Raw genomic sequence first — 25973 nt, 5'->3', positions numbered from 1 at the left:
GCTAGCCGCCGTGGCCGATTCGCTGCAACAGTAGATCCAGCAGCGGCCGTTGACCTTTGAGCAGTTTCTCGCGCGCCTCCAGCACACCGAACCAGGCGACCCGATCCAGCTCGGGATACTCCCGGAACACGCCGGACCCTCTGGGCCACTCCAGGGTGAAGGTGTTGCTCACCGCGTCCCGGACATCCAGATCGGCCTCCACGGCGAACACCGTGACCACTTTGCCGCTGGGCTGGCGCAGCGGCGCGAACGCCAGCCGCGGGCCCTCTGGTGCGGGCAGGCCGACCTCCTCGGCGAACTCGCGCCGCGCCGCCACCCAAGGATCCTCGGTGTCGTCGTACTCACCCTTGGGTATCGTCCATGCGCCGTCGTCCTTGCGGGCCCAGAACGGCCCGCCAGGGTGACCGATCAGCACCTCCGGGACGCCTTCGATGACGCGGTACACCAACAAACCAGCGCTCAATCGCGGCATACCGCAGGTTAATCCGGGGTGAACGTCACATGTCAAGTATTTGCAGCCGCCGGAATGTAGTCCCACCTAAGTCGGTTGGACTCGGCAGAGCAGCGAAAGAAGGCAGTTGGCCATGACGGCAAGAGGTTTGCAGATCCCGCGGGCACGCGGGCATATCGGCGGCACGCTCACAGCGGCGTTGACGGGAGCGTCGATCGCGTTCGCCACCCCCGCCCAGGCCGCCCCGGAGGGCCCTGACACCGGCACCGAAACCACCGTTGAACAGGCAAGCGAGGCAACCCTCGTCGATATCGGCCCGCTGGGCGCCGCACCCATGGCCCGAGCCAGGGTGGCCGGCGTGCCGCCCGGGCTGGCACCGCTGCGACCCACCGCAAACGTGATCGTCGTCGGCATCGGCTGACGACACGATGTGGCCGTCGCCACCACGACACGATGTGGCCGTCGCCACCACGACACGATGTGGCCGTCGCCACCACGACACGATGTGGCCGTCGCCACAGCGCACGGCGCGGAACACGTTGGGCCCGTTACAGTCTGCACCGTGGCCGAGCACCGGTACCGCAGATATGTCGCCGTCGGCGACAGCCAGACCGAAGGACTCTGGGACGTCGATGATTCCGGAGCGCTGATGGGATTCGCCGACCGACTGGCCGGGATGATCGACCTGCACTCCCCCGGGCTGAGCTACGCCAATCTGGCCATCCGCGGTAAACGGGTGCGCGACGTGCTCGATGAGCAGCTGCCCCAAGCCTTGTCGATGCAACCCGACCTGGTCACGGTATGCGTCGGGATGAACGATGTGACCCGCCCGGGCCGCAGGTTCCGCGCGGCGCTCGCCGACCTGGACGAACTGCACCGGCGGCTGGCCGCATCCGGCGCGACCGTGGTCACGACGACGTTTCCCGACATCACGCGCATCCTGCCCGCCGGCCGGCTGCTGGTCGCGCGGGTACTGGAGATCAACGAGGTGATCCGGTCCGCGGCGGCCGACCACAACTTCCGACTCGTGGATCTCTACGACGCGGAATCGATGACCGATCCGGACGTGTGGAGCCCCGACCGCGTGCACGGATCCCGCACCGGCCACGAGCTGTTCGCCTCGGCGGCCGCCGAGGCACTGGGCTTACCGGGCAGCAACCACGACTGGGCGCTGCCCCGCGCGGGTGTGTCGGCACACCAGTCGCTGCGGTCGCGGATGTACTCGCAACTGCTGTGGACACAGAACATGTTCATGCCGTGGATCTGGCGGCATCTGCGTGGCAGGGGCGCCGGGCACGGCCGGGTGGCGCGCCACCCGGAGCTCACGCCGGTGTCGGCGCAACGCTCACAAGCCCAGTAGGTCGATTCCGAAGACCTTGCCGTCGCCGATACCGGCCACCGCGGCCGGGCAGAACATCGAGATCGCGATACCGGTGAACATGGTGGCCGGGCCCAGCGGCATACCCGCGGTGTCGGCGACCCGGGCGGCGACATTGGCCGCGTCCTGACCGGGTTCGGCCAGCATCGGGCAGACCGATTGCCCCAGCGCCGCGGTGTCCACCGCGTTCGGCGCCGTCACCCCGGCCTGGTCGACGGCGTTGAGGAAGCTGTCCGTTACGGAGTCGGCGCCGGCCGGCGCGGCGCCGATGAGCGCCACGGCGGCCGCGCTCAGGGTGGACAGGGTCATCGCGATGGGGCGCATGGTCGACGATTCTACGGTGCTCAGATCCCGGCCCAGCCCGCGTCGATCTGGGCGGCGACATCGATGATCCGGGCCTGCCGCGCTCCCGGGCTGTCGATCTCCCCCACCACGTGCGCGGCGATGAACCGTTTGATCTCGGCATCGATGCCGGCGAGCACCCGCAGCGCCTCGGCCCGCAGCGTGCCGGACGTCACGTGGATCGCGATGTCTCGGGGTCCCGGCTTGTCGACGTCGATGATCAGCAGCAACGGGGCCGCCGCGCGGGCCGTCGCCTGCAGCGCGATCTCCCCGAACACCATGAATCGTGGCCGGTCGATCCGCAGGTCGATGACCATGTTGATCTCCAGCGGAATGCGGATGTCGAACGTGATGGTCTGGCCGACGTTGCGGGTGACCCGGGGCGCCTGGATGCGCACCCGGGCGGTGACCTTGGCGATACCGCCGGGGCCCTGGCCCATCGGGCCCATCTCGAACTCGTCGCCGGCGATCGCACCGATCGCATCCGCGACGCGCTTCTCCGAGACCGCCACCTCGAAGAAGCGGCGGCCGAACTCCTCGTATCGCAGATACTGCGGCCCGCTGTCGCCGGCAGGTCCGGGGGAAGAACTGTCCATGGTGGTTATCACCGTCTCATGTCGCCGAGGCGCCGCGTTCTCCCGGCCGGGCTTCTACGCCTGGTCGACGAACAACCGCAGCCGCTGGACCCGGCCGGGTCGCGCCGCCACATCGGCGATCAACACCGCGTCACCAGCGGGTCCGGTGACGCTGAGGGCCACGTGTTGGCCCGCCGCCAGGGTGGTCCGTCGGCGGGCACCGGCCAGCGCCGCGACGAGTTCGGTCGGCTTGAGCCGTTCATCGTCGCCGGAGCTGATCTCGGCTGCTCCCAGCGACCGTTTCACCGCCACCTCGTTGCCTGCGCACGCATCGTCGACCAACTGCGCGACAAGCCGCTTACCGCGGGCGCCGACGCCCACCACCCCGGACACGAATCCGGCCGCCCCGGCCACCCCCTGATTGGCGAGCAGGGCGCGGGTCAGCCGCAGCGAGGCCGGCACCGCGGCGGGCCCGTTCCGGGCGAACCGCCAGGCCATCGCCGGTAGCTCCCAGAACGCCTGCAGCGAAGCGATTCGCAGCTCGTCGGTTGAGCCGCCGGCGACGTCGTAGCGCAGGATGGCCGGGATGCGCAGTGTCACCACGGCACCCATCCGGACCGTGAGCGTCAGATCGCGCAGCACGGTGCGGCCGTGGACGATGTCGATGGCGCGGTCGAAGGTGATGTCTCGCGGCCCGATGAAGGTGTCATAGAACCGTTCGATCTCCGCGCGCCCCACATGCGGTCGTGAACCGACCGGATCCTCGATGGTCGCGTCGCCGGTGAAGAGTCCGACCCAGCCGGTCCGATCATGCGCACCGGCGGCCGCGGGCGAGCGCTCCACCGTTGCCAGAACCGCACTTCGTGTTGTGGACATATCCTTGGTTACCACCCCGGTGTGAAGGAGGACGGCGATGAGCCAGAACGGGCCGTTCGGTATCGACCCAGAAGAGTTTGACAGGCTCGCCCGCGAGGCCGGCGAGGGGCTGCGCGACGCGCTCGACCGGTTCGGGAAGCGCGCCGGCTGGTCCACTCTGATCGATCAGTTCACCAGCCAGGCGCAGCCCGCCCGGCCCGAGACCACCGGTGACACCGGTGACGGTGTGTGGGCCATCTACAGCGTCGACGCCGCGGGCGGTGCCCACATCGAAGAGGTCTATCCCAGCGAACTGGACGCGCTGCGGGCGAACAAGAACAACACCGACCCGTCCCGGCGCGTGCGTTTCCTGCCCTACGGGATCGCGGTCAGTGTGCTCGACGCGCCCGAATAGCCCCCGCGCGGACGGCCGGCACCACTAAACTCTGCCGCGGTACGGGGAAGACCTGGCAAAGGGTGGGACATGATTCGTGAATTGACGGTTGCTGCATCGATCGCGGCCGCCGCGCTGGCCTTCGCCGCGCCCGCCGTGGCCGATGACGAATCGGGCCGCTACCCGACCGACGTTCCGGGGATGAACTACCACGCAGCGCTCGGTGCCCCGTGTGAGAACACCCAGCTGTTCACCTTCGGTCGCGGCCGCGGAGGTCAGGCAATGAAGTGCAGCTGGATCCCCAACCAGTGGCCGCCGGTCTACACCGGGTTCTGGACGATCTCCTACCCGCTGCACGGTGTGCAGGAGGTCGGCGCACCGTGCTCGGTGGCCAAGGGCGCGGCGCAGACACCCGATGGGCGCCCGATGCTCTGTCTGGGTGCGCGCGGCTGGCAGCCCGGGGTGCTGACCGGCGACGGCTTCTTCCCGGCCTGATCTGCCGCACTCAGCGGAAAGCCCGACTGTAGGCCGGTGGGTAGCCGAGCTCGGCGCCCAGGTGATCCGCGGCCCGGCGGACCCACGCGGGATCGCGCAGCAACTCGCGCGCCAGGAACACCGCGTCGGCCTCTTCGCCGACGATGATCCGCTCGGCCTGATCCGGGTCGGTGATCAGGCCGACGGCGCTGGTCGCGATGCCTGCTTCCGTGCGGACCCGAGCGGCAAACGGGACCTGGTAGCCGGGTGCGACGGCGATCTGAGCGTCCGGCGCCGAGCCCCCGCTGGAGACGTCGACCAGATCGACACCGAGATCCTTGAGCCGCAACGCCAACTCGACGGTGTCCGCGATGGTCCACCCCGGGCGGGGATCCTCGGTGTCGCCGCCCAGCCAGTCGGTGGCCGATACCCGGAAGAACAACGGCAACGTGTCCGGCCACACCCGACGCACCGCGGCGACCACCTCCAAGGCGAAGCGCATCCGGTTGACCAGGCTGCCGCCGTAGCGATCGGTGCGCGTGTTGGAGTGCGGGGACAGAAACTGGTGGATGAGATATCCGTGCGCGCCGTGCAATTCGAGTACCCGGAACCCGGCATCGGCGGCACGTCGTGCCGATGCCGCGAAAGCGGCTGTTATCGAACCGATTTCGTCGATACTCAGCTCTTCGGGAGCCGGCAGCCGGCCGAACGGTAGCGCGCTGGCACCCACCGTGGGCCAACGCTGCCTGTCCGGGTCGGTCAGCGGTTGCTCCCACGGTCGTCCGGTGGAGCCCTTACGCCCGGCGTGCACGATCTGGATGCCCGGCACCGCCCCCTGCGCGCTGACGAAGTCGACGATCCGGCGCAACGCCCCGGCCTGGCGGTCGTTCCACAGCCCGAGGTCATACACGCTGCTACGGCCCACCGGATCCACCGCGGTGGCCTCCACCATCACCAGCGCGGCACCGCCGACCGCACGGGACCCAAGATGCTGCAGGTGCCAGTCGGTGGGCGATCCCTCGTCCGGCCCGGCGGACACGGCGGCGAATTGCATCATCGGCGACATCCACGCCCGGTGGGCGAAGGTGACGTCGCGCAGGGTCAGCGGGCTGAACAACTGGGCCATGAGATCACTCCTTCGAGCGGGTTGTCACACCGAGATAGGTGGCGGCGGCGCGGATGAGGCTCTCCCGCCCGGGCCCGTGTTCGACCGCGAAGCGTGCGGGATCGGCATCGGCCATGTCGAACGGGTAGTCGCTGCCGCAGACCACCCGATCGGTGCCTGCCACATTGCTGAGCAGGGCCAGCTGCGCCGCGCCGTGGGTGACGGTGTCGAAGAACAGCTCGCCGAACACCTCGTCGGGCGTGCGGGTGTTCCCCGCACGGACGTCGGCGCGCGCCCGCCAGCCGTGCGTCCACCGACCGAGCAGCCCAGGCGCACAACCGCCCCCGTGCACGAAGCAGATGCGCAGGTTCGGTAGCTCGTCCTTGAGACCGCTCAGGATCAGCGAGGCGACGGCGGTGGCGGATTCCACCGGGTTACCGATCAAATTGTTCAGGTAGTAGGCCGACCATTCCGGGCGCGGGAGTTGCATCGGATGCACGAGCACGGCGAGATCGAGCCGGGCGGCCTCCCGCAGGACATGGCCCAGCGCCGGGCCGTCCAGCGACTGCGCTCCGAGCAGGGGCGGAATCGCCACTCCGGCAATGCCTTCGGTGCGGGCCAGGATCTCCAGCTGACTGCTGACCGCCGCCGGGTCGGCCAGGCTCACCAGGCCCAGACCCAGCAACGCACCGTCAGCCCGCGCGACCACCTCGGTCAGCGCGTCGTTGAACGCCGCCACATAGCTGTCCGCCTCAGGCCCGGGCGCTGTGGGGAAGGCGAACGGTGGCGCGGAGAGCACCCGCACCCCCACGTCGGCACGGCGCATGTCGGCACGGATGGCGTCCACATCACTCATCGCCTCGGTCGCGATGGACAGCGCAAGATCGCCGAGGAACAGCTGCCCGTCGCGGTCGTGCATGCGTCCGTGCGGCGCGTCCCCCGGCAGGTCGAACAGGTGACGCGGCAGCCAGTGGGCGTGCACGTCGATGACTCCGGGCGCCGGTGCCGCGGCGATCATGGGCGAAAACCTCGGGTGTGCGCGGCCATGGAACGTCCCTTCTCAGTTGCGGGTATGCCATCAGTGTCGTCCGGAGCCGGTAGTGGACTCAATGTGCTTAGACACATATTTCTCCCCGTCTCATGTGCCGAGGGACACTCGCAACGGAGGTGTCGGGTCGAACCGTGGACCGCTGTCCCCGAGACCGGACCGGCGCGCCAGCGCCAGTCCGTGAGCGGCCAGCGCCGCCTGATGGGCGCGCCGCCGCGATTCCCAGCGGCGCAGTGCCTCGGTGGCCCCGCCGCAGTGGGTCACCAGTGTCGCCGCGAGGGTGGCCGCGTCACCGAACGCCTTCGAGGTTCCCGAGGCCGTGTGTGGTCGCACCGTGCCGGCGGCATCACCGACGGCGACGACGCGATCACCGACCATGGGTCCCGACGGCATGTCATAGACCGGCTGCAAGAAGACGTTGGAGTGCCGCACCAACTCGGCGAACTGCGGCGGCAGCGCGGTAGCGGCCAGCCCACCGAGCCAGGCGACGGCGGGCGCTGCCAGTTCGCCGGGCGGGACGAAATAGTCGTATCGCCGTCCCGTCCGCCCGGTCAGCAACCCGGCCAGCACCGGCTCACCGACGTTGACATACCAGACCCAGTTCACCCGGCGAGCTCCCACCGAGGTCCGACCGTCGACTCCGGGCACCAGGTAACACAGCAGCTGGGTACCGGGCGTGCCGAAGAGTGTGAAGCGGTCGGCGAACAGATCGATCAGGTCGCGGGGCAGACCGGCCTCCGGCTCCAACCCGCGCACTGCGACGTATCCCGCGAAGCGCGCAGCGCCACCCTCGCCCATCGATGCGCGTACCGCCGAGCCCACCCCGTCGGCCCCGACGACCAGTGACGAGCGGACCCGGTGCCCGGCGCCGAAGTGGGCGGTGACGCCCTCGCCGTCGGACTCGGCTGCAGTGAACGTGCTGTCGAGCCGGTAGGCCGCAGCGGGCAGTGCCCGGTGCAGCACACCGAATATTGTGTCCCAGGCCGTCATCCACTGCGGGGCGTGGTAGCGGGTGATACTGCCGTCGCGGTGTAGTTGTTGGCGTTCGTGCAGGAGCACGCTCACCGAGGAGACCGGGTGCCCTAGCCGCTCCAATAGATCGGCAACCTCGGGCTGCATGACGATGCCGGCACCGCGCGGTTGGGTGCGGTCTCGGGACCGCTCGTAGACGGTGACATCGGCTCCGATCGCGCGGAGTTCATGCGCCACGGCCAACCCGCCGAGCGATCCACCCACGACGGTGACGATGTCGAATGCCATGGCCACGATCGTGGCACCGCGTGCGGCCCACGTCGTTCCCGCTGTCATTACTCCCGTGCTACCGGCTGCCCGGTACCGTGCGATCAGCTTTGGGCGGCAACATCGTCCACAATCAGTGCGGTGGCCAGCTGCAGGATCGTCGATGGATCCGACAGCGATGTCTTGCATAGTGTTTCGACACGTTGCAGCCGCTGGGTGAGCGTATTGGGATGAATGTGCAGCGCAGCAGCCGCCCGCTTGCGGTCCTGATTGCAGCCCAGGTATGTCCGGATCGTATGGACGAGCCGTGTGCCGTGCGTGCGGTCGTAGTCCTGCAGCGGGCCCAGTGTGCGGCCGGCGAAGGTACCCAGCAACGCCGGATCGTCGAGCTGGAGCAGCAGGCCGGCGACGCCGAGATCCTCCAGTTGCACCACGGTGTTCAGTTTCTGCCCGGCGATGGCGATCGCCAACGCGCCCTTCACCGTTCGATACGTCTCACGGTAGCCGCGACCACCCGCGGTCGCCGCGGACACGGTGGCCTGCACGCCCTCGGCGACCCCGACGATCGAGTGGTGGATAGTCGCCGCGTGGTCCGAGGCGCCGACAGCCGGCGTACCGATGGCCTCGTCACGCGGCCAGAGGACGACGATGTCGTCACGCATGGTCGCCACCAGTGGGCGTGGCCGGTGACCCGCGGCCAGCCCGGTGACCACTGTGAACGCACGCTGACGCAACAGGGTTTCGGATTGAGCCGGCAGCCGGTTGATCCGCGCGACGATCACATCATGTGGCGCAGTGAGGTCGTGACCCAGCAGTTGTGCCCGGCGCAGCACCGCATCATCGAGTTCGGCGGCGGCACCGAGCACCTCCGAGAGCAGCTCGCCGCGCAGACGCTGCTCGACTTCGGCGGCGGTGCGGGCCCGCAGCACCTCGAGCGAGACGACCATCGATGCGTGCTCCACCGCCCGTACCATCATCGGGTCCGGGCCCGATTCGCCTGCCGGAAACCAGATCCGGGCCACCAACTCGCCATCGAGCTCCGGTGAGGACACATAGAAGTCCCGCTCGTCGCCCGCGACACGCACGGGCCGCGAGCTGTGCGTGCTTGAGACACCGTCGGCGGCCCGCAGCGCGGCATCGGGTAACCGTGCCCGGTCGCCGGCGGTGGCCAGCACCTCGTGTAACGGATCCTCGATCAGGACCGGCCGCTCGATCAGATCCGACAGCGCCACCGCAACACCGGCGAACCCACCGGAACGCAGGGTGACGGCCAGCAGGCTGTTGTGTATCTCCTCGGAGCGGGCCAACGCATCACGCTGCTCGCGTAGCTCGGCGTTGAGCTGGCGGAGCTGGTCGAGCCGGTCGGCCGAGGTCAAGGCGATGGCCGCATGATTGGCGAGCAGCATCAACCGCTCGATCTCGAACGGGGTGAAGGTGTGCGCCGGCTTGTAGTAACCGTTCAGCGTGCCCAGCGTCCGGCCTGCGGCGATCAGCGGCACACTGATGATCGCCCGGTAACCCTGCTCCTGGGCGGCGCCGCCCCACGGTGAGAAACCGGCTTCGGCGGCGATATCGCGGATGGCCACCGGCTGGGCGGAGTGAAACGCCCGACTGGACGGCGCCCCGCTGTCCAGGGTGATCGGACGGTCACCGTTGACCCGCTGCACGTATTCGTCTGACAGTCCGCTCCATCCGGCCACCACCAGGCGGGCCCGATCGGCGTCGGGTACGAGCACCCCGCAGAAGTCGAAACCCAGCAGCGCCCGTGCCGTCGCCGCCACCTGACCGAGGAGCTGGCCGAGGTCGGCAGCCGATGCCGCCGCCGCACTGAGTTCCCGCATCGCTCCCAGCCAGGTGGAGAGCTCGGCACTGGGCCTGCCGTGGACGGTCGTTGCACCCATCTGCACAGCATGCCACTTCCATGTTCGAGAACACATACGAATGAACTTCTTATGGTCCTACGGACATTGCCGGCGGCACCTGTGACTGGCGACACTCGATTCGACGCCGCGGTGCTGATTCACACCGCACCGCGGCGGGCTCGCTTTCCGACCCGAAGGATTCGACCATGACCAGTACCGACACCGCCACCGCCGGCACCGCCGCCGCACCCACCGAGGTCCGTGAGATCGTCAATCCCGCCACCGCAGCGGTACTCACCACCGTCGCCGAGATGGGTGCCGAGGACGTCGATGCCGCGGTCGCCGCAGCGAAATCGGCATTCGAGACCGGCCCGTGGGCGGACATGGTGCGCAGCGATCGCGCGCGGCTGCTGCTGCGGATCGCCGACGCGATCGAAGACCAGTCCGAACGTCTCTACACACTGGAGGCACAGAACAACGGGCGCCCGATCACCGAAACCCGCGCGCAGCTGTCCCGGGTGCCCGAATGGTTTCGGTACAACGCCGGTCTTCTTGCCGCCCAGCGTCATTCGGTACTCCCCGGGGATGGCCCGTACCTGACCTACCAGCAGCGCGTGCCACTGGGGGTGTGCGGGATCATCACCCCGTTCAATCACCCGCTGCTCATCCTCGCGCGCAGTCTGTCGGCGGCACTGGCCAACGGCAACACGGTGGTGGTCAAACCATCCGAGCTCACCCCGCTGACCACCCTCGCCCTCGCCGAGATCCTGGCCGGGGCCGGGGTACCGGCCGGTGTGGTCAACATCGTCACCGGTGGCCGTGAAGCCGGCATCCGGCTGACCGAGCATCCCGACGTCGCCAAGATCACGCTGACCGGCGGCACCGAAGCCGGCCGTTCGGCGGCGGTGGCGACCGCCGCGCGGTTCGCACGGGTCACCGCCGAACTGGGCGGCAAGACCCCGGTGATCGTGTTCGGCGATATCGACCCCGTCGACGCCGCCGAGGGCGCCGCGTTCGCGGCGTTCGTCGCGGCTGGCCAGTCCTGTGTCGCCGGTTCGCGGTTTCTGGTACACCGCAGCATCTATGACGCGTTCGTCGACGCTCTCGTGCAGCGCGCGCAGCGCATCACGGTCGGCGACCCGGGCAGCCCGCAGACCCAGATGGGCCCGCTGATCAGTGCCCGCCAGCGCGACAAGGTGCGGCGGTTGATCCAGACCGGGGTCGACGAGGGTGCCCGCCTGGCCGCCGGCGGCGACATCCCCGAACTGCCGGACGGTTTGCACGACGGCTTCTTCCTGTCGCCCACCGTCCTCGCGGACGCCACCATGGCGATGACGGTGGCCCGTGACGAGATCTTCGGGCCGGTGGCCGTGGTGATCCCGTTCGACACCGAACACGAGGCCGTTGCGATGGCCAATGACAATGCGTTCGGGCTCGGCGCCGGGGTGTGGACGCGCGATGTCGCCCGTGCGCATCGGGTCGCCGCACGGATCACCGCCGGAATGGTGTGGGTCAACGATCATCACCGCCTCGAGCCGTCACTGCCCTGGGGCGGGGTCAAGGAATCCGGGTCCGGCAAGGACGCCGGCACCGAGTCCTTCGACGACTTCTCCTGGATCAAGACCGTCGTGGTGCGCACCGCGAGCGAACCCGTCGACTGGTACGGGAACTTCGGTCAGCGTCGCCTGAACTGATCCCGCCACCGACTTCCCCCGAAAGGCTTGTGATGTCCGAAAAAACGTACCCAGCCAGAGCCGGCTGGCGACACGAGATCACCCGCGTGCAGTGGCTGGTACTGGCGGGAACGACACTGGGCTGGGGCCTGGACGGCTTCGCCGGCAGCCTCTACGTCCTCGTGCTCGGTCCCACGATGACCGAACTGCTACCCAACAGCGGGGTCGCGGTCTCCGCCTCGGCCATCGGACTCTACGGGGGTCTCACCGTGGCGCTGTTCCTCATCGGTTGGGCCACCGGCGGCATCCTGTTCGGCATGCTCGCCGATTACTTCGGCAGGACCCGGGTGCTCTCGGTGGGCATCCTCACCTACGCGGTGTTCAGCGCGCTTGCCGCCTTTGCCGACACCTGGTGGCAGCTGGGCATCCTGCGTTTCATCGCCGGTGTCGGTTCGGGCGTGGAAGCACCGGTGGGCGCGGCGCTGATCGCCGAGACCTGGCGTAACCGCTACCGAGCCCGGGCCGGCGGGGTGATGATGGCCGGTTACGCCGCGGGCTTCTTCGCCGCCGCGGCGGTGTATGCCCTTCTCGGAGATCATGGTTGGCGTTTCATGATGCTGCTGGCTGGCCTGCCGGCGCTGCTGGTGTGGTTCATCCGGCGCTATGTGCCCGAACCGCCCGAGATCAATGCCCACATGCATGCCCGCAAGCAGCGCAAGGCCGCCGGCACCCGCGAGCAGTTCGTGCTGCGCAGGCTGCTGTCCCCGCCGCTGCGCCGCCCCATGCTGGTCTGCACCGCGCTGGCATCGGGTGCGCTGCTGGCCTTCTGGAGTGTGTCGACCTGGTATCCGCAGATCATCCGCCAGATCAGCGCCATCGAGGGTGCGCCTCAGGCGGTGATCGACCATCGGGTAGCCATCACCGCCATGCTCTTCAACGCCGGCGGCATCATCGGATACGCCTCATGGGGTTTCATCGCCGACGCGATGGGCCGACGCACGACGTTCCTGCTGAGCTTCGCCGTGTCGGCGGCCTCGATCGCCTGGACCTTCCCCTTCGAGCGGAGCTACACCGAGTTTCTGTTCGTCATGCCGCTGCTGGGGTTCGGGCTGTTCGGCGCCTTGTCCGGCACCTTCATCTACGGACCGGAGGTGTTCCCGCCGAGCGTGCGCGCCACCGCGCTGGCGGTCTGTAACAGCGTCGGCCGGTATGTGACCGCGTTGGGTCCGCTCAGCGCCGGCGTCATCGCCTCCTCGTGGTTCGGCGGAAACCTCGGTGTGGCAACGGCTGCGGTGTCCTCGCTCGGGCTGATCGCGGTGGCGGGGCTGGTGTTCGCCGCCGAGACCCGCGGCGAGCCGCTGCCCACCGATCCCACGCACGTCCTCGCACCCTCCAGCGGAAAGAGCCTGTCATGAGCGAATACCCCCATGCGTCGGCGATCGTCGTCGGCGGATCGATCGGCGGGCTGACCGCCGCGCTGCTGCTGCGTGATCTCGGCTTCGCCGTCGACGTCTACGAACGCACCGCGACACCGCTGGACGGCCGGGGCGGCGGTATCGTGCTACAGCCCGACACCGTGCGCTGGTTCGCCGAACGCAGCAGCCGGGATCTGGCCGACCTGCACACTGCGACCTCGCACGTGCAATACCTCGACCGCGACGGCACCGTCGTGCATCGGGAGGCTGCCCGCTGGACCTACACCTCGTGGGGCACGTTCTATCGCGCGCTGCTTGCCGACTTCGGCACGGAGCACTACCACTACGGCGAATACGCTTGTGGGTTCAGCCAGGACGATGACCTCGCGACGGTACGGTTCGTCAGCGGCCGATCCGCATCGGCGGATTTGGTGGTGTTCGCCGACGGCATCACCTCGGCTGCACGGCAACGTTTCGACCCCGACGCCAAACTCAGCTACTCCGGGTACATCGGCTGGCGCGGCACCGTCGCGCAGTCCGCGTTGACCCCCGCCACCCGCGATGTCCTGCATGACGCGATCACCTACGATCTGGTGCCCAATTCTCATATCACCATGTATCCGATCCCCGGCGAAGAGGGGCTCGACGAAGCTCACCGCCTGATCAATTACGTGTGGTATCGCAATGTGCCGGACGGCCCGGAGCTCACCGAGATGCTCATCGACAAGCGCGGCTTCTCCGGCTCGGTGTCGATCCACCCCGGTCAGGTGCAGGACCGCTATGTCGACGAGATGCGCAGCGCCGCTGCCGAACTGTTCGCTCCCGCGGTCGCCGAGGTGGTCGTGAACACCGAAACGCCGTACCTGCAGGTGCTCTCGGATGTCCGTTCGACCCGGATGGCACTGGGCCGGGTCGCGCTCATCGGCGATGCCGCGTGTGCGTCCCGGCCGCACGCCGCGGCCGGGACCGCGAAGGCAGCGGCCGACGCCTGGACACTGGCCACCGCGCTGGCCGAAACCACCGGCGACATCCCCTCGGCACTGGCCAAGTGGGAACCGGCGCAACTGCAGCTCAGTGATTCGCTGCTGCGCCGGGTCGTCGACATGGGGGAACGCTCCCAGTTCACCAACACCTGGGACCCCGCCGATCCCGATCTGCGCTTCGGCCTGTACGGCCCCGGACTCTGACATCACGACGAAAGGCAATCTCATGACCGACAACAGCTTTCTGAAGGATCTTCCCCTCGCCGGCGATCTCGTCGCCACCGATTTCGACAACTGGCCCGAGTGGTTGAAGACCGAGTTCACCGAGCACGCCCACGACGGCGAGGTCGGGTCGCGTCTGCTCAGCGAAGGCGACCGGGTCCGGGTCTGGGAGATCCGACTGGCCCCCGGGGAACGCTGGCACGCGCATCGCCATGTGCTCGACTACTTCTGGACCGCCGTCACCGCCGGCCGCAGCCGCCAGCACACCCATGACGGCACCGTGCGCGAGGTGTCCTACAGCGCCGGCGAGACCCGGCATTTCCACTTCGGCCCCGGTGAGTTCCTGCTGCACGATATCGAGAACATCGGCGACGCCGAACTGGTCTTCACCACCGTGGAACACCTCGACAGCGCGAACCCTCCGCTACCGTTGGGCTGACCCCGACCGATCTTGACCATACGCACAACGGATCAATGTATGGTCTGATGTCATGAGCGGCGTGACCTTCAACCTATCGTCGGTATTCGGCACGGTGGCCGAGGCCATCGGTGATCAGACCTTTCTGGTCTGGCGGGATCGCCGGTTCAGCTACGCGCAGTTCGATGCCCGGGTGGACGGGTTCGCCCACTTCCTGGCCGAGGCCGGGCTCGGCTGCCACACCGAACGTGACGCCCTCGGTGGTCACCAGTCCGGCCAGGACCATCTGGGCATCTACCTGCGCAATGGCAACGAGTACCTGGAGACGATGATCGGCGCCTACCGCGCCCGGGTCGCGCCGTTCAACGTCAGCTACCGCTATATCGAGGAAGAACTCGTCTATCTGCTCACCGACTCGAAGGCCCGCGCCCTCGTCTACAACGCCGAGTTCGCCCCGCGTGTCGCCGCGATCCGTGACCGCGTACCGCACCTGCAGGTGCTGATCCAGGTTTCCGACGAGTCCGGCAACGCGCTCCTACCCGGCGCGGTGGACTACGAGGCGTCCCTGGATACCCCGGCCCCCGCCGGCGGACTTCCCGAGGTATCCGGGGACGACCTCTACATCCTCTACACCGGCGGCACCACCGGGATGCCCAAGGGTGTGCTGTGGCGCCAGCATGACATCTTCCTGTCCTCCATGGGTGGGCGTCCGTTCGGCAGCGACCAGCCACACACCTCGTACGAGGAACTCGCAGACAAGGCACGCGCCGGAGCCGGCGCCATGTCGATGCTGATGATCCCGCCGTTCATGCACGGCGCCGCCCAGTGGGCCGCGTACAACGCGATCACCATGGGCGGCCGGTTGGTCATCCCCGATGATGTCGAAAAGTTGCGCGCGGGTGACGTCTTGCGACTGGCCGAACGCGAACGAGTACTGACGATTCCGGTCGTCGGCGACGCGGTGGCCCGGCCGCTGGTCGAAGAGATCGAGAAGGGTGACTACGACCTGTCCGGGTTGCTCACCATCACCAACGGCGGCGCGGCGCTGTCGCCGACGGTACGTGAGCGCATCCTGAACGCTCTGCCGCACGTGATGCTGCTCGACGCCGTCGGCGCCTCGGAATCCGGTGCACAGTTGAGCACCTTCTCCACCGCCGGCGGCGAGACCACCGCCGCCGTCTTCGACGCCCAGTCCGACACCGCGGTGGTCGCCGAGGATTTCAGCCGGGTGCTCTCCCCCGGCGAGGGCGGTGGCTGGCTGGCCCGCCGTGATCTGATCCCGCTGGGCTATCTTGGCGATCCGGATAAGACCGCCCGCACCTTCCCCACCATCGACGGGGTGCGCTGGTCGGTGCCCGGCGACCGGGCAAACGTCCTGCGGGACGGCAGGATTGAACTGCTGGGCCGTGATTCGGTCACCATCAATTCCGGCGGCGAGAAGATCTTCGTCGAAGAGGTGGAGCGCGCCATCGCCGCGCACCCGGCGGTCTACGACGTCGTGGTGGTGGGCAGGCCGTCGGAACGGTGGGGTTCGGAGGTGGTGGCCGTGGTCCAGTTGGCCGAGGGCGCCAGCGCCGATGACGAGGACCTGGCCGCGGTCTGCGGGCGATCCGTGGCGCGCTACAAGATCCCCAAGGCCTTCATCCGCCAGCCCAAGATCGTGCGCTCACCGGCCGGCAAGGCCGACTATCGGTGGGCCAAGGCGGTCGCCTGCGGTGAGGGCGTGACCTCGAGCTGATCCTCCGCCGGATCAGGCCTGTGCCGCGGGTACCCAATTGCCGTGGAAGCCGGCGGGTACCCGGTGCGGCAGCTTGACCGCGGCCACCGACTCCAGCGTGCGGGCATCCACGATCGCCAGCTCACTGCGGTCGGTCGGCCTGTCGTAGACGTAGCCCATCAGCACCCCGTCGTCCTCGTCGGCGTCCGGCGCCGATGGGTGAAAGACGAACTCGCCCAGCGACTTGTCCACGCCGAAGGACCGTGCCTGACTGTTCCCGCCGACGAGATCGTGTTTGAGCAGCGTGCCGGTCCCGCCCGCACCCTCGCCGACCGCGGGCGCGTAGCCGTAACGGTGCCGCCTGCCCACCAACCGTTCGTCGACGCGCGGGAACTCCTGGCCACGATCGTCGATCCGCGACTCCCGCACCTTGCCGTCTGCGAGGTCGATCGTCCAGCGATCGAGCGTCGGTGGACCCTCGTTGGGGCCGAGGTGATCGGTGTCGAACATCTTCGGATGGCGGATCACGTCGAGGACGACCGTGTCGCCGTCGTCGTAGGCGTTCATCGGGTGAAAGACGTAGCAGGGTTCCACGTCGAACCAGCGCACGTCGGCGCTGCCGCCCTCGCGCGGCATCACCCCCACCCTGGCGGGATAACGCGGGTTCCACGAGTAGGGGAATCGCCGGTCGGCGCTCATCCCGGACGGGATCCGCGCGCTGATCGGGTCGGGGATGCGGACGCGACCGATCAACGCGGACAACACCAGCCGCGCCGGCAGCCGAAGTCCGCGGGGCACCGTCATCTCTGCGGCCTGGCGATTGTCGAAGGTGACCGGTAGGTCGTAGAAGACGACGTGCCGCTGCGTCAGCGAGAAGTCGTGCATCATCGGGCTGCCCGTGACCTCGATGTCGACGGTGCGCGATGCCCGGCCGTCGACGCCGATCACCGAATACTGCACGGTGTTACCACGGAACATGTTGTAGGACACTGCATGCAGTTCCCCGGTTGCCGGATCGCGCTTCGGGTGTGCGGTGTAACCACCGGTGATCGTGCCGTCGAAGTCGCAGGGTCCGACCGTGTCGAGTTCGTCGGTCAGTTCGTAATTGGCCACGCCGCCCTCGACCAGTGCGACCGTCTTGCCGGCATGTCCGATCACGTTGGTGTTGGCGCCGAGCGCCGAGATCCCGGTATGCCCGGTTCGCCGCTGCTCACCCAGGACGCGGGTCACCTGCGGGCTGCGCACCCACCGGTTGCGGTACCACTCGGCCTTGCCGTCGCGGATGCGCAGGCCGTGCACCATGCCGTCGCCGAGGAACCAGTGGTACAGCTCGGGATCGATCTCACCGATCGGGTTCGGGCCGTTGCGCAGGTAACGGCCATCCAGGTAGTCCGGGATCGAACCGGACACCTCGAGGTCGGTCAGCGTGACCTCCTCATCGATCGGCGCGAACGGCCCCTCCAGATAGCGGTTTGTCATGACGAACCTCCATAACAGCGTTATCGATGCCTCTTGTATAACAGCGTTATGGCACCATCGCAATGGTGAGTGACATCAGGGAACGATTGATCGAGGGAGGAATGCGCGTCCTCGAGCGCGACGGGCTGCAGGCACTGAGCGTGCGCAGCCTCGCCGCGGAGGTCGGCACCTCGACGATGGCCGTCTACACCCACTTCGGGGGCATGACCGGAGTGATCGACGCCCTCGCCAACGAGGCGTTCGCGCGGTTCACCCGGGCCCTGACCGACACCGGCCAGACCGACGATCCGGTCTGCGACTTCTTCGTCATGGGCGCGGCCTATCGAGCGTTCGCGCTCGCGGACCCTCAGCGCTATCAGCTGATCTTCGGCACCACATCCCCGGCGTCGGTGATCGGCCAGCGCACCGACGTCACCAGCACCGGGAGCGCCACCGACCGTGCAGAATGGGCCGATTCCTTTGCAGCCCTGCGGCATGCCGTTCGCCGGATGATCGCGTCGGGCCGCATCCGCGACGACGACGAACTGAGCGTCGCCAGCAGGCTCTGGAGCCTCGTACACGGAGCCGTGATGCTCGAGCTGGCCGGCTTCTTCGGCCACGAGGGCCACGGCCTCACACATGTCCTTGCCCCGTTGACGGTCGACTGCATCGTCGGAATGGGCGACACGCGGACCCACACGCTGCGCTCGCTCACCGCGGCGGGCGAGATGCTCGGCCGCACCGGCTGACACGTTCGACCGCCCGCGTCGGCGGCACGGCGCCGACTACGCGAAATGCGCTCGGATCCCGGCCAGCATCGTGGCGTGCGCGGCGACCGCCTGGCGGGCCGTGAACCCGGCCAGCGGCCACGGCGCGGTGATGCTCAACCGCTCGGTGAGCCGGGTGCCGCCGTCGACCTCGTCGAACGACACCCGGCCCCGCAACCGCACCTTCGGGAACTGCCTGGCCTCGGTCCAGACGTCACCCTCGGCCGGCACGTGCAGCGTCGCGCGGTAGGTGACCGGAAGTATGATGCGGCCCAACACTATCCGATCCCGTACCCGGTAGGTCAGGACATGGCCATCGGGGCCGACGGTGCGCGCGGTACGCTGCACCGCGACGATCAGCGGATGCAGCGTGCGGAGGTTGTCCAGGTCGGCATAGAAATCGCGGACGACGTCCGGCCCGGCCGCAATGACCTCGCTGACCGTGCGCTGTGCGATCACCCGAGGGTGGCGCTGACATAGACGACGTCGCCGAACGACGAAAGGCCCTCCGCCGATGGCGCCAGCCCATAATCGGCGAACAACTCCGAGCCGGTGCGCGGCGTCGTCGTCCAGCCGATCCCGGCCAGATAGGTGGCCGCCTCGGTCCGGTCGCCGGCGTAGAACAGTTCGGCCACGTCCACCTCGGCACCGAGGTCCATCCCCTTGGCCCGCCACTCCCGTTGCGTGGCGCGCATCCGTTCGCTCATCTCCCGCAGGTCCTCGACGCTGACCGTCGGAGTGTTCTCGGTGGCGATACGGCTCCCCGCGGCGCTGCACTCGGTGATGTTGTCCAGCAGGCGATCCTGGGCCGCGGGCGGAAGATAGATCAGCAGGCCTTCAGCCAGCCAGGCCGTCGGTCGGCCGGCCTCGTGGCCGGCGCCGCGCAGTGCGGCGGGCCAGTCGTCACGCAGGTCCACGGCGATCGGGCGGTGCTCGGCACCCGGCACCGCACCCAGATCGGCGAGCGTGCGCGTCTTGAACGTGATCACCTCCGCCCGATCCAGTTCGTAGACGGTCGCATCGGCGGGCCACGGCAACCGGTAGGCGCGAGAGTCCAGGCCGGAGGCGAGGATGACGAACTGCCGGATACCGGCCGCCAGTGCGTCGGTGACGAATTCGTCGAACCAGCGGGTGCGGGCGGCGATGCCATCGGCCATGCGCACCGCGTCCACGGGTGTCTCGTCACCGTATGCGCCGCGGGCATGCCGGATGTAGGTGGGCACGCCCACCGCCGACACCAGCGGCTCGGCGTAGGGATCTTTGACCCCCGCAATGCCGGATCGGGTGGCGATGGCCCGCTGCATGGCCACCACCGTGGCCGTCACGCCCACACTCGAGGCAAGATCCCAGGTGTCATTCTCGGTCCGTCCCATAGTTAGATAGTCTACGCTTCGTCGCGTCAGTCCTCGGGTGGGCCGACACTGGAGAGCACCAGCTGCAGGAAGGTGCGGTAGAGGTCCTCGCCGTCGAGGTGGCTGGCCAGCGTGACGCCGTCGTTGGTGGCCAGCAGCACCCGGGCCAGCGACTCGGCCGGGATCTTCAGCGAACCACCAAGCCGTGCAATACCTTTGGCAATGTACTCGGCCAATGACCGCACCGTTTCCCGGCGCTGTGCGGCCACCCGGTCACGGGCGTCGGGGTTGCGCAGCAAGAACAGCGTGAACTCGTAGTTCAGCGCTGCCGCCCGCTGCGCATCGGCTCCACTCAACAGCCGCCACCGCTCGGCGAACCCCTCGACATCGACGTCGGCGAAGCGGTCAAAAGACGCCATGACATCGGCGAAACCGTCCAGGAAGCGCTGACGATGCCGTTCGATCACCGCGAGGAACAGCGCATCCTTCCCGCCGAATTGCGCATAGATCGCACCCCGGGTGTACCCGGCCGCGTCGGCGATGTCTTCCAGCGAACCGGCATACCCCCGGCTGGCGAAGATCGTCTCGGCCGCATCGAGCAACACCGTGCGGGTCTGCTCCATGCGCCGTTCCCTGGTCCAGCGCTCGGTCATACCAGGCATTCTCGCAAACTTCAGCGCTAGATACACTCTTGTATCTGAAAATCATCTATGTATCATCGTGACTGCCGTCACAGCCTGACGCTCACCCGAGAAGGGAACACCGATGTCCATCGATTCCTCACAAACCGCCCGGCCAGGAGAATGGGTCGACTCCGATGGCCTCAGCCCCGACGACGCGAGCGCACTGTTCCGGATGCAGATTCCCACCGATCGCTACACATCACCGGATTTCGTGAGCCGCGAACGTGCAGCCATCTGGATGCGCGTCTGGCAGATCGTCGGTCGCGTCGACGAACTGGAGAAGACCGGCGATTTCAAGGAATACCGGATCTTCGACCAGTCCTTCGTCATGATGCGCGGAAATGACGGTGTCATAAGGGGTTTCGTCAACGCGTGCCGACATCGCGGGAACCCGCTCTTCAGCGGACATGGCCACGCCAAACAACGCATCGTCTGCCAATACCATCTGTGGTCCTACGACCAGCAGGGAAAGCTGCGCGGCTGCTCCAAACCCGAGATCGACAAGGACGACTACGGTTTGCTCGAGGTCCCGGTGGACACCTTCGCCGGCTTCGTCTTCCTCAATCCCGATCCGGACGCCGCACCGCTGCGCGATTTCCTGGGCGAGGACGTCATCCGGATCCTGGAGCCGTATCACCTCGACCAGATGACGACGGTGCTCAATGTCCGGGAGGCACTGGATTGCAACTGGAAGGTGGTGATGGACGCCTTCGAAGAGGGTTATCACGTCTCCGGTATCCATCCGCAACTGTTGCGGGTGCTGGTCATCGACCCCAGCAAGGTGAAGTACCGGTTCTTGGACAGGCACAGCATCGCCGTGGCCCCGTTCGAGGTCGCCCACGTCGAGGGGATGGGACCGGAGAAGCAGGTCGAAGGCATCATGGAGCTACCCGAGACCTTCCCCGGGGTGGTGCGGGTGCTCCCCCGGTTCACCGAGTTGGTGGACGAACACCGGGGCGCGGACGGCACCCTGCAGTTCCCCGAGGGTGTCACCGGACGCACCCTGCTACAACAGGCCACCCGCGACACGCTCTCCCGCGACGGTCTCGATGTGGACGGTCTCACCGATGCGCAGATGAGCGACAATCACGGCTGGGTTCTGTTCCCCAACTTCTTCATGACCATCCGGGCCGGTGAGGCAACCGTCATCATGTCCACACCGCATCCCGACGGTGACCCCAACCGCTGCATCTGGCACATCACCAGTTTCATGTGGTTGCCCGAGGAACACCGTGGCGCGTTCGCGGCGGACCTCATCGACGTCCAGGAACCGGGCAGCTTCAAGTATTTCGAAGCGCTGCAACAGGATTACGAACAGATGCCGCGCCAGCAGACCGGCCTGCGCAATGCCCGCCTCGACCATATGGCGCTGGTCAACGAGGAAGTGGTCATCGCGCACTACCACTCAGTGATCGACCGCTACCTGGGCGCGCTCTGATGCCCGAACTCGCCGAGCTGCTCACCCGGCACACGGGCCGTAGCCGTACCGTCCTCGAATACGCCGCCACGACCGGACGTCTCGTCACCGACGCCAAGGCGCCGGGGTTCACCGAAGACGACTGGGCACCGCTGGCCGACCTCGTCGACACCGAGAACTTCCTTCGGGTCGGCGCGTTCAAGGAGGAGATGGACTGGGCAGGTTATGTCGCCTTCCTCACCGGATGGGCGACCACATCCGAATGGGAGTGCACGTTCAAGCGCATCACCGAGCACGGTGATCTGGTGTTCCTGGAACTCGAAGAGCGCAGCGTGGTCGGCGATTTCCGCAGCGTCGTCAATTCGCTGTCGGTGTATGCGTTCAGCGGGGACGGCCGGATCCGGCGCCTCGACCTGTACCTGCAGATGGCATTGCCTTCGTGACCGACACACCGCGCATGACGCCGCTGGCCGCCGACCAATGGGGCGACCCCGAGTACGCGGCGTTCGGCGCGCTGCTCGGTCTGCCTGCCGACAAGGTGCCCCGGGCCGGGTCCGGCGAGCCTTATGACCCGCTGAATTTCGACATCATCGGGATGCTGGCCCGCCATCCCGGCATGGCCCGATTGTTCCTACAGTTCAACGGTTTCCTGCTGCAACGCGGAGAACTACCGGGCCGGCTGCGCGAACTGATCATCCTGCGGGTCGCGCTGGTGCACCGGTCGGCCTTCGAGTGGGGCCAGCACGTCAGGCTGGGTGCCGCGGTCGGCATCACTGACGACGACGTGACCGCGCTGATCGAGGGCAACAACGGGTTCGACGGCCACGACCGGCTGGTGCTCGATGCCATCGACGAGATCATCGCCGACGGTAAGGCGCAGTGGCCGACGTGGCAGCGCCTGGTCGAGACGCTCGGCGAACACGCCGCGATGGAGGTCATCTTCCTCGTCGGTACCTACACCCTGACCGCGATGGCCTTCGGCACCTGGGGGTTACAAGCAAAGCCGGGCAGCGCAGCGCTGCCGCCGGACTCGATTACGACAGAGGAGCATGGGCAGTGAACCTGGAAGACCGCATCGCCAAGCATCGCCGGATGGCCGAGAGCTACCGCGACAAGTACGTGTTGCAGAAGGTCGCCGCGGGCGAGAGTTATGACGAATGGGAGTTCACCGAGGATGCGGTCTACACCTCCCCCTACTTCGTCGCCGATCAGGAGTTGGTCCTCAAAGACGTTGCCACCCATTGGTATACCGCGGCAACCGTCGAAGCCAAGGCGTACGGCATCACCTTCCCGGACTGGAAGCCGGTTGACTTTCGCGTCTGGCCCGCCGAGAACGGATTCGTGATGCGCTACCGCTGGCAGGGCACCAACATCCACAACGGCGAGGTGATGGGCTTCTACTCCATCAGTTTCGTCGACACCAACGAGGACGCTCAGATCACCCACTGGTCCACCTACGTCAACGACGAGGAATACGGGCCGTTCCTGGAGGCCGCGATCGGGGCGCGCGGTCCGTTTCACGGGGATTCCTACATGCAGGCGCTGGCAGCGCATTTCGAGAAGAACGGATTGAGCTTCTAGGATGACCACCAACGCCACCGAGAAGGTGTATTACGACCCATGGGATGCGGACCTCAACGCGAACCCGTATCCGACGTTCAAACGTCTGCGCCATGAAGCGCCGCTCTACTACAACGAAGCGCACGACTTCTATGCCGTCAGCCGGTTCGAGGACGTCAACCGAGCGCTGGTGGACCACACCACGTTCAGCTCAGCCCGTGGCGCGGTGCTGGAGATCATCAAGGCCGGTATCGACATCCCCGCGGGCACACTGATCTTCGAAGACCCGCCGATCCACGACATCCACCGCAATCTGCTCTCCCGCGCGTTCACGCCGCGCAAGATCAACGCGCTGGAGCCCAAAGTCCGCGCGTTCACGACGCAATGCCTGGACCCACTGGTCGGCGGGAACCGGCTGGACTTCGTCAAGGATCTCGGGGCGGTGATGCCGCTGCGCGTGGTGAGCGCGCTGTTCGGCATCCCCGAGGATTACCAGAATCGCGTGCTCGCGGACGGGGAGAAGCACGTGCGCACCGAGCGCGGCGCCCAGATGACCGACAACCCGGACGGTCCCATCACCGACGGGGAGTTCTTCGCCGAATTCGTCGACTGGCGGATCGCCCATCCGGCCGACGATCTGACCACCGAGTTGCTCAACGCCGAATTCACCGACGAGACCGGCGCCGTCCGCAAGCTGCGCCGCGAGGAACTGCTGCTGTTCATGTCCGTGGTCGCCGTCGCCGGATCGGAGACCACCACGCGCCTGATCGGGTGGGCGGGCAAGCTGCTGTCCGAGCATCCCGACCAGCGCCGCAAGCTGGTCACCGACCGATCCCTGGTTCCGGGCGCGATCGAGGAGATCCTGCGGTACGAACCGCCGGCGCTGCAGGCCGCGCGTTATGTCACCCGCGATACCGAATTCCAGGACGCCACCGTCCCGCAGGGCAGTGCGATCATCTTGCTCATCGGCGCCGCGAACCGCGACGAGTCTCGATTCGGCGCCGACTCCGAGGAATTCGACATCACCCGCCCCCCTCGTCAGCACCTCAGCTTCGGGGTGGGGGCCCACTACTGTCTGGGCAACGCGCTCGCCCGCATCGAGGGCCGAATTGCCTTGGACGAGATCCTGAATCGTTTTCCCGACTGGGAGGTCGACCTCGACCTGGCGGAGTTCTCGTCGTCGTCGGTGGTACGCGGCTGGGACAGCATGCCCGCCCGGATCTGACCCCGGATCAGGGCAGCGCGCCGAACACCGGGTTGACCGCGGGAGCGGGAGCGGGAGCCGGTAGTTGCTCGGCCGGCACGGGAGCCGGCGGCGGAGGTGGAGGGGGCGCGAACGGTGGCAACAACCAGAACGGCGGTGGCGGCGCAGGGGGCGCCGGCGGCAGCACCTCCGCCGGGGCGACGGGCACGGCCTGATCGACGGGCACAGGCGCCGCGACGGGGGCAACCGGATCCGCGACCGGCAGTACCGGCGCTTCGGGAGCGATCTCGGGCAGCTGCGGGACCGCCAACGCAACGGCACTGACCGGAGGCTCGACTGCGGTGGACGGCTGCTGCACCGGCTCCGGTTGCGGCAACGCCAGCTGGACCGGGGGTTCGCTCAGCTCGGGTTCTTCTTCCACGACCGGCGCCGGCTCGGGTTTCGCTGCCAGCGGTTGCACGCCCGGCGGTGCGGACGAGACCACCGCGGTGGTCTCGCCAGCCTGGGCAGCCTCGGACCGGCCGGCCAGGGTCGCCTCGCCTGGTTGCCCGGCTCCCGTCCCACCGATGAACTGCGATCCGACGGCCACCAGGGCGATCACCGCGGCCACCGCGGCGGCGGCAGCCATCGTCATCACCCGCGCACCGGCGAGGGGCGACGCCCACACCGGGACCCCCGGCGTGGGCAGCGCGAATGTGCGGCGCGCACGAGTCGACCCGACCGACTCAGCCGGCGCGGCGTTGGTCAGCACGGCCTGCGCCGCCCCGTAAGCCGGCTTCTGCCCTGCCTCGGGGCCCGCGATGACGTCATGGTGGACGAGGTCGGCGACGTCGTCGGGGTCGGCCTCGTCGCCCCCATCGAGGTCGCCGAGCAGGCCCGCCAGCAGCCCACACAGGCCGGACCGTTCGGGGTGCTCGGTCACCGGATGTTCGCTGTCACCGCGGGGCATCGGCACGACCTGTCGGACGGAGCGCACATCGCCGAAGCCGGCGGCGCGCAGGTTCGCCAGCAGCACGCTCACCTGGTCCTCGACGTCCGCGCTCCAGCAGACGCCGATCGCCGAGATCGGCCGCCCACTGCTGGCGGCGATGGCCTGGGCACCGCGGACGGCCGCGAGACAACGTGCGACGAGTTCATCGAGGTCACGGACGACAAATTCGTCGTCGTCCACCGGGCGCCCACCGGCGGCCGTGCCGTCGACCAGGACCCAGCCGACACCGGCCGACGTCACCGACAGTCCAAGTACCGTCTTCACCCTCGGCCCCAACTCCTGTCTCGTGACTGCACTCCGCGTCGGACCGCACCTGGTCGGCGGGTCGCGACGAGCCTAGTTTGCTCGCTCGATCCCGGCATCTCGGCGGAAATGACAGCTTCTGGTGTT

Annotated in this window: 28 protein-coding genes; 15 read left to right on the top strand and 13 right to left on the bottom strand. The window is 67.9% G+C overall.

All coding sequences use genetic code 11. The features are described 5' to 3' along the window. Position 1 precedes the first annotated feature (1 nt). The gene (locus tag A7U43_RS15030; RefSeq protein WP_067996678.1) at positions 2-472 is read right to left on the bottom strand and encodes an NUDIX hydrolase; all 471 of its coding nucleotides are present in this window, start codon (positions 470-472) and stop codon (positions 2-4) included. A gap of 112 nt (positions 473-584) precedes the next feature. Here A7U43_RS15030 and A7U43_RS15025 point away from each other — a divergent pair, with 112 nt between their 5' ends. Both A7U43_RS15025 and A7U43_RS15020 read left to right on the top strand, forming a co-directional pair. Further along, positions 585-872: a hypothetical protein gene (locus A7U43_RS15025; protein ID WP_156525928.1), complete on the top strand. Its 288-nt coding sequence runs from the start codon at positions 585-587 to the stop codon at positions 870-872. Between the two features lie 141 nt (positions 873-1013). Next, positions 1014-1811: an SGNH/GDSL hydrolase family protein gene (locus A7U43_RS15020; protein ID WP_067996672.1), complete on the top strand. Its 798-nt coding sequence runs from the start codon at positions 1014-1016 to the stop codon at positions 1809-1811. On the opposite strand, the gene A7U43_RS15015 is transcribed toward A7U43_RS15020, so the two are convergent. From A7U43_RS15015 to A7U43_RS15005, 3 genes are read right to left on the bottom strand one after another with little or no spacing between them, the layout of a single operon-like run. After that, positions 1797-2153 (bottom strand): DUF732 domain-containing protein, encoded by a 357-nt coding sequence (locus A7U43_RS15015; protein ID WP_067996670.1) that lies wholly within the window; start codon positions 2151-2153, stop codon positions 1797-1799. The two genes, A7U43_RS15020 and A7U43_RS15015, sit on opposite strands and share 15 nt — an antisense overlap. A gap of 20 nt (positions 2154-2173) precedes the next feature. Further along, on the bottom strand, positions 2174-2767 hold the full coding sequence (locus A7U43_RS15010; protein WP_067996666.1) for a hypothetical protein: 594 nt from the start codon (positions 2765-2767) through the stop codon (positions 2174-2176). Between the two features lie 54 nt (positions 2768-2821). Then, complete coding sequence (locus tag A7U43_RS15005) at positions 2822-3622, bottom strand: nuclear transport factor 2 family protein (RefSeq protein WP_067996663.1); 801 nt, start codon at positions 3620-3622, stop codon at positions 2822-2824. A gap of 37 nt (positions 3623-3659) precedes the next feature. On the opposite strand from A7U43_RS15005, the gene A7U43_RS15000 reads away from it, so the two are divergent. Continuing rightward, positions 3660-4016, top strand: a complete 357-nt coding sequence (locus A7U43_RS15000) for a hypothetical protein (RefSeq protein WP_067996659.1) — start codon at positions 3660-3662, stop codon at positions 4014-4016. Between the two features lie 69 nt (positions 4017-4085). Next, entirely contained in the window at positions 4086-4490 is a 405-nt protein-coding gene (locus A7U43_RS14995) for a hypothetical protein (protein WP_067996656.1), read from the top strand. 10 nt (positions 4491-4500) lie between these two features. Here A7U43_RS14995 and A7U43_RS14990 read toward each other — a convergent pair whose 3' ends face one another. From A7U43_RS14990 to A7U43_RS14975, 4 genes are all read right to left on the bottom strand, one after another. Then, on the bottom strand, positions 4501-5595 hold the full coding sequence (locus A7U43_RS14990) for an NADH:flavin oxidoreductase/NADH oxidase (protein ID WP_067996653.1): 1095 nt from the start codon (positions 5593-5595) through the stop codon (positions 4501-4503). A gap of 4 nt (positions 5596-5599) precedes the next feature. Further along, positions 5600-6592, bottom strand: coding sequence for an amidohydrolase family protein (locus tag A7U43_RS14985; RefSeq protein WP_067996650.1), 993 nt, complete (start codon positions 6590-6592; stop codon positions 5600-5602). A gap of 120 nt (positions 6593-6712) precedes the next feature. After that, positions 6713-7882 (bottom strand): FAD binding domain-containing protein, encoded by a 1170-nt coding sequence (locus A7U43_RS14980; RefSeq protein WP_068002780.1) that lies wholly within the window; start codon positions 7880-7882, stop codon positions 6713-6715. Between the two features lie 83 nt (positions 7883-7965). Further along, entirely contained in the window at positions 7966-9762 is a 1797-nt protein-coding gene (locus tag A7U43_RS14975; protein ID WP_067996647.1) for a helix-turn-helix domain-containing protein, read from the bottom strand. A 167-nt stretch (positions 9763-9929) separates the two neighbouring features. Between A7U43_RS14975 and A7U43_RS14970 the strand changes: the two genes are divergently transcribed. The 5 genes from A7U43_RS14970 to A7U43_RS14950 are packed head-to-tail and all read left to right on the top strand — an operon-like array spanning position 9930 to position 16172. After that, a complete protein-coding gene (locus A7U43_RS14970) occupies positions 9930-11417 on the top strand; it encodes an aldehyde dehydrogenase family protein (protein WP_082902147.1) in 1488 nt (495 codons plus the stop codon). A 32-nt stretch (positions 11418-11449) separates the two neighbouring features. Beyond that, positions 11450-12811, top strand: coding sequence for an MFS transporter (locus A7U43_RS14965; protein ID WP_067996643.1), 1362 nt, complete (start codon positions 11450-11452; stop codon positions 12809-12811). Beyond that, complete coding sequence (locus tag A7U43_RS14960; protein WP_067996639.1) at positions 12808-13998, top strand: FAD binding domain-containing protein; 1191 nt, start codon at positions 12808-12810, stop codon at positions 13996-13998. Before A7U43_RS14965 ends, A7U43_RS14960 begins: the two co-directional genes overlap by 4 nt. Before the next feature lie 22 nt (positions 13999-14020). After that, the gene (locus tag A7U43_RS14955; protein ID WP_067996636.1) at positions 14021-14455 is read left to right on the top strand and encodes a cupin domain-containing protein; all 435 of its coding nucleotides are present in this window, start codon (positions 14021-14023) and stop codon (positions 14453-14455) included. 52 nt (positions 14456-14507) lie between these two features. Next, the gene (locus tag A7U43_RS14950) at positions 14508-16172 is read left to right on the top strand and encodes an acyl-CoA synthetase (RefSeq protein WP_067996632.1); all 1665 of its coding nucleotides are present in this window, start codon (positions 14508-14510) and stop codon (positions 16170-16172) included. A 12-nt stretch (positions 16173-16184) separates the two neighbouring features. On the opposite strand, the gene A7U43_RS14945 is transcribed toward A7U43_RS14950, so the two are convergent. Continuing rightward, positions 16185-17630, bottom strand: coding sequence for a carotenoid oxygenase family protein (locus A7U43_RS14945; RefSeq protein ID WP_067996628.1), 1446 nt, complete (start codon positions 17628-17630; stop codon positions 16185-16187). A gap of 62 nt (positions 17631-17692) precedes the next feature. On the opposite strand from A7U43_RS14945, the gene A7U43_RS14940 reads away from it, so the two are divergent. Continuing rightward, positions 17693-18358: a TetR/AcrR family transcriptional regulator gene (locus A7U43_RS14940; RefSeq protein WP_067996625.1), complete on the top strand. Its 666-nt coding sequence runs from the start codon at positions 17693-17695 to the stop codon at positions 18356-18358. A gap of 36 nt (positions 18359-18394) precedes the next feature. On the opposite strand, the gene A7U43_RS14935 is transcribed toward A7U43_RS14940, so the two are convergent. From A7U43_RS14935 to A7U43_RS14925, 3 genes are read right to left on the bottom strand one after another with little or no spacing between them, the layout of a single operon-like run. Further along, on the bottom strand, positions 18395-18835 hold the full coding sequence (locus A7U43_RS14935) for an SRPBCC family protein (RefSeq protein ID WP_067996621.1): 441 nt from the start codon (positions 18833-18835) through the stop codon (positions 18395-18397). Next, positions 18832-19749: an SAM-dependent methyltransferase gene (locus tag A7U43_RS14930; RefSeq protein ID WP_067996618.1), complete on the bottom strand. Its 918-nt coding sequence runs from the start codon at positions 19747-19749 to the stop codon at positions 18832-18834. The genes A7U43_RS14935 and A7U43_RS14930 overlap by 4 nt, the downstream gene beginning before the upstream one ends. A 26-nt stretch (positions 19750-19775) precedes the next feature. Continuing rightward, complete coding sequence (locus A7U43_RS14925; protein ID WP_067996615.1) at positions 19776-20381, bottom strand: TetR/AcrR family transcriptional regulator; 606 nt, start codon at positions 20379-20381, stop codon at positions 19776-19778. 112 nt (positions 20382-20493) lie between these two features. On the opposite strand from A7U43_RS14925, the gene A7U43_RS14920 reads away from it, so the two are divergent. The 5 genes from A7U43_RS14920 to A7U43_RS14900 are packed head-to-tail and all read left to right on the top strand — an operon-like array spanning position 20494 to position 24613. Beyond that, complete coding sequence (locus tag A7U43_RS14920; RefSeq protein WP_067996610.1) at positions 20494-21849, top strand: aromatic ring-hydroxylating oxygenase subunit alpha; 1356 nt, start codon at positions 20494-20496, stop codon at positions 21847-21849. Further along, complete coding sequence (locus A7U43_RS14915) at positions 21849-22271, top strand: hypothetical protein (RefSeq protein WP_067996606.1); 423 nt, start codon at positions 21849-21851, stop codon at positions 22269-22271. The genes A7U43_RS14920 and A7U43_RS14915 overlap by 1 nt, the downstream gene beginning before the upstream one ends. Positions 22272-22285: 14 nt before the next feature. Beyond that, positions 22286-22888 (top strand): carboxymuconolactone decarboxylase family protein, encoded by a 603-nt coding sequence (locus A7U43_RS14910; RefSeq protein WP_068002772.1) that lies wholly within the window; start codon positions 22286-22288, stop codon positions 22886-22888. Beyond that, positions 22885-23409: a hypothetical protein gene (locus A7U43_RS14905; protein ID WP_067996601.1), complete on the top strand. Its 525-nt coding sequence runs from the start codon at positions 22885-22887 to the stop codon at positions 23407-23409. The genes A7U43_RS14910 and A7U43_RS14905 overlap by 4 nt, the downstream gene beginning before the upstream one ends. 1 nt (position 23410) lies before the next feature. Beyond that, the gene (locus A7U43_RS14900; RefSeq protein WP_067996598.1) at positions 23411-24613 is read left to right on the top strand and encodes a cytochrome P450; all 1203 of its coding nucleotides are present in this window, start codon (positions 23411-23413) and stop codon (positions 24611-24613) included. Positions 24614-24620: 7 nt separating this feature from the next. Here the strand turns inward: A7U43_RS14900 and A7U43_RS30085 are convergent, their stop codons facing one another. Next, positions 24621-25847: a DUF7159 family protein gene (locus tag A7U43_RS30085; RefSeq protein WP_197499848.1), complete on the bottom strand. Its 1227-nt coding sequence runs from the start codon at positions 25845-25847 to the stop codon at positions 24621-24623. Positions 25848-25973 lie beyond the last annotated feature (126 nt).

The organism is Mycobacterium adipatum (genome assembly GCF_001644575.1).
In the GTDB taxonomy this organism is placed as follows: domain Bacteria; phylum Actinomycetota; class Actinomycetes; order Mycobacteriales; family Mycobacteriaceae; genus Mycobacterium; species Mycobacterium adipatum.
This window is presented reverse-complemented; position numbering and strand designations above follow the sequence as displayed.

Excerpts from the sequence above, each read along its gene's own strand:
- A7U43_RS14900 (WP_067996598.1), top strand. The coding sequence starts at position 23,411 with ATGACCACCAACGCCACCGAGAAGGTGTATTACGACCCATGGGATGCG.
- A7U43_RS14980 (WP_068002780.1), bottom strand. The coding sequence starts at position 7,882 with ATGGCATTCGACATCGTCACCGTCGTGGGTGGATCGCTCGGCGGGTTG.
- A7U43_RS15010 (WP_067996666.1), bottom strand. The coding sequence starts at position 2,767 with ATGGACAGTTCTTCCCCCGGACCTGCCGGCGACAGCGGGCCGCAGTAT.
- A7U43_RS14985 (WP_067996650.1), bottom strand. The coding sequence starts at position 6,592 with ATGATCGCCGCGGCACCGGCGCCCGGAGTCATCGACGTGCACGCCCAC.
- A7U43_RS15030 (WP_067996678.1), bottom strand. The coding sequence starts at position 472 with ATGCCGCGATTGAGCGCTGGTTTGTTGGTGTACCGCGTCATCGAAGGC.
- A7U43_RS15000 (WP_067996659.1), top strand. The coding sequence starts at position 3,660 with ATGAGCCAGAACGGGCCGTTCGGTATCGACCCAGAAGAGTTTGACAGG.
- A7U43_RS14950 (WP_067996632.1), top strand. The coding sequence starts at position 14,508 with ATGAGCGGCGTGACCTTCAACCTATCGTCGGTATTCGGCACGGTGGCC.
- A7U43_RS14945 (WP_067996628.1), bottom strand. The coding sequence starts at position 17,630 with ATGACAAACCGCTATCTGGAGGGGCCGTTCGCGCCGATCGATGAGGAG.
- A7U43_RS14965 (WP_067996643.1), top strand. The coding sequence starts at position 11,450 with ATGTCCGAAAAAACGTACCCAGCCAGAGCCGGCTGGCGACACGAGATC.
- A7U43_RS15005 (WP_067996663.1), bottom strand. The coding sequence starts at position 3,622 with ATGTCCACAACACGAAGTGCGGTTCTGGCAACGGTGGAGCGCTCGCCC.
- A7U43_RS14920 (WP_067996610.1), top strand. The coding sequence starts at position 20,494 with ATGTCCATCGATTCCTCACAAACCGCCCGGCCAGGAGAATGGGTCGAC.
- A7U43_RS14995 (WP_067996656.1), top strand. The coding sequence starts at position 4,086 with ATGATTCGTGAATTGACGGTTGCTGCATCGATCGCGGCCGCCGCGCTG.
- A7U43_RS14970 (WP_082902147.1), top strand. The coding sequence starts at position 9,930 with ATGACCAGTACCGACACCGCCACCGCCGGCACCGCCGCCGCACCCACC.
- A7U43_RS15025 (WP_156525928.1), top strand. The coding sequence starts at position 585 with ATGACGGCAAGAGGTTTGCAGATCCCGCGGGCACGCGGGCATATCGGC.
- A7U43_RS14990 (WP_067996653.1), bottom strand. The coding sequence starts at position 5,595 with ATGGCCCAGTTGTTCAGCCCGCTGACCCTGCGCGACGTCACCTTCGCC.
- A7U43_RS14930 (WP_067996618.1), bottom strand. The coding sequence starts at position 19,749 with ATGGGACGGACCGAGAATGACACCTGGGATCTTGCCTCGAGTGTGGGC.
- A7U43_RS14925 (WP_067996615.1), bottom strand. The coding sequence starts at position 20,381 with ATGACCGAGCGCTGGACCAGGGAACGGCGCATGGAGCAGACCCGCACG.
- A7U43_RS15015 (WP_067996670.1), bottom strand. The coding sequence starts at position 2,153 with ATGCGCCCCATCGCGATGACCCTGTCCACCCTGAGCGCGGCCGCCGTG.
- A7U43_RS14975 (WP_067996647.1), bottom strand. The coding sequence starts at position 9,762 with ATGGGTGCAACGACCGTCCACGGCAGGCCCAGTGCCGAGCTCTCCACC.
- A7U43_RS14910 (WP_068002772.1), top strand. The coding sequence starts at position 22,286 with ATGACGCCGCTGGCCGCCGACCAATGGGGCGACCCCGAGTACGCGGCG.
- A7U43_RS14940 (WP_067996625.1), top strand. The coding sequence starts at position 17,693 with ATGGTGAGTGACATCAGGGAACGATTGATCGAGGGAGGAATGCGCGTC.
- A7U43_RS14955 (WP_067996636.1), top strand. The coding sequence starts at position 14,021 with ATGACCGACAACAGCTTTCTGAAGGATCTTCCCCTCGCCGGCGATCTC.
- A7U43_RS14960 (WP_067996639.1), top strand. The coding sequence starts at position 12,808 with ATGAGCGAATACCCCCATGCGTCGGCGATCGTCGTCGGCGGATCGATC.
- A7U43_RS14915 (WP_067996606.1), top strand. The coding sequence starts at position 21,849 with ATGCCCGAACTCGCCGAGCTGCTCACCCGGCACACGGGCCGTAGCCGT.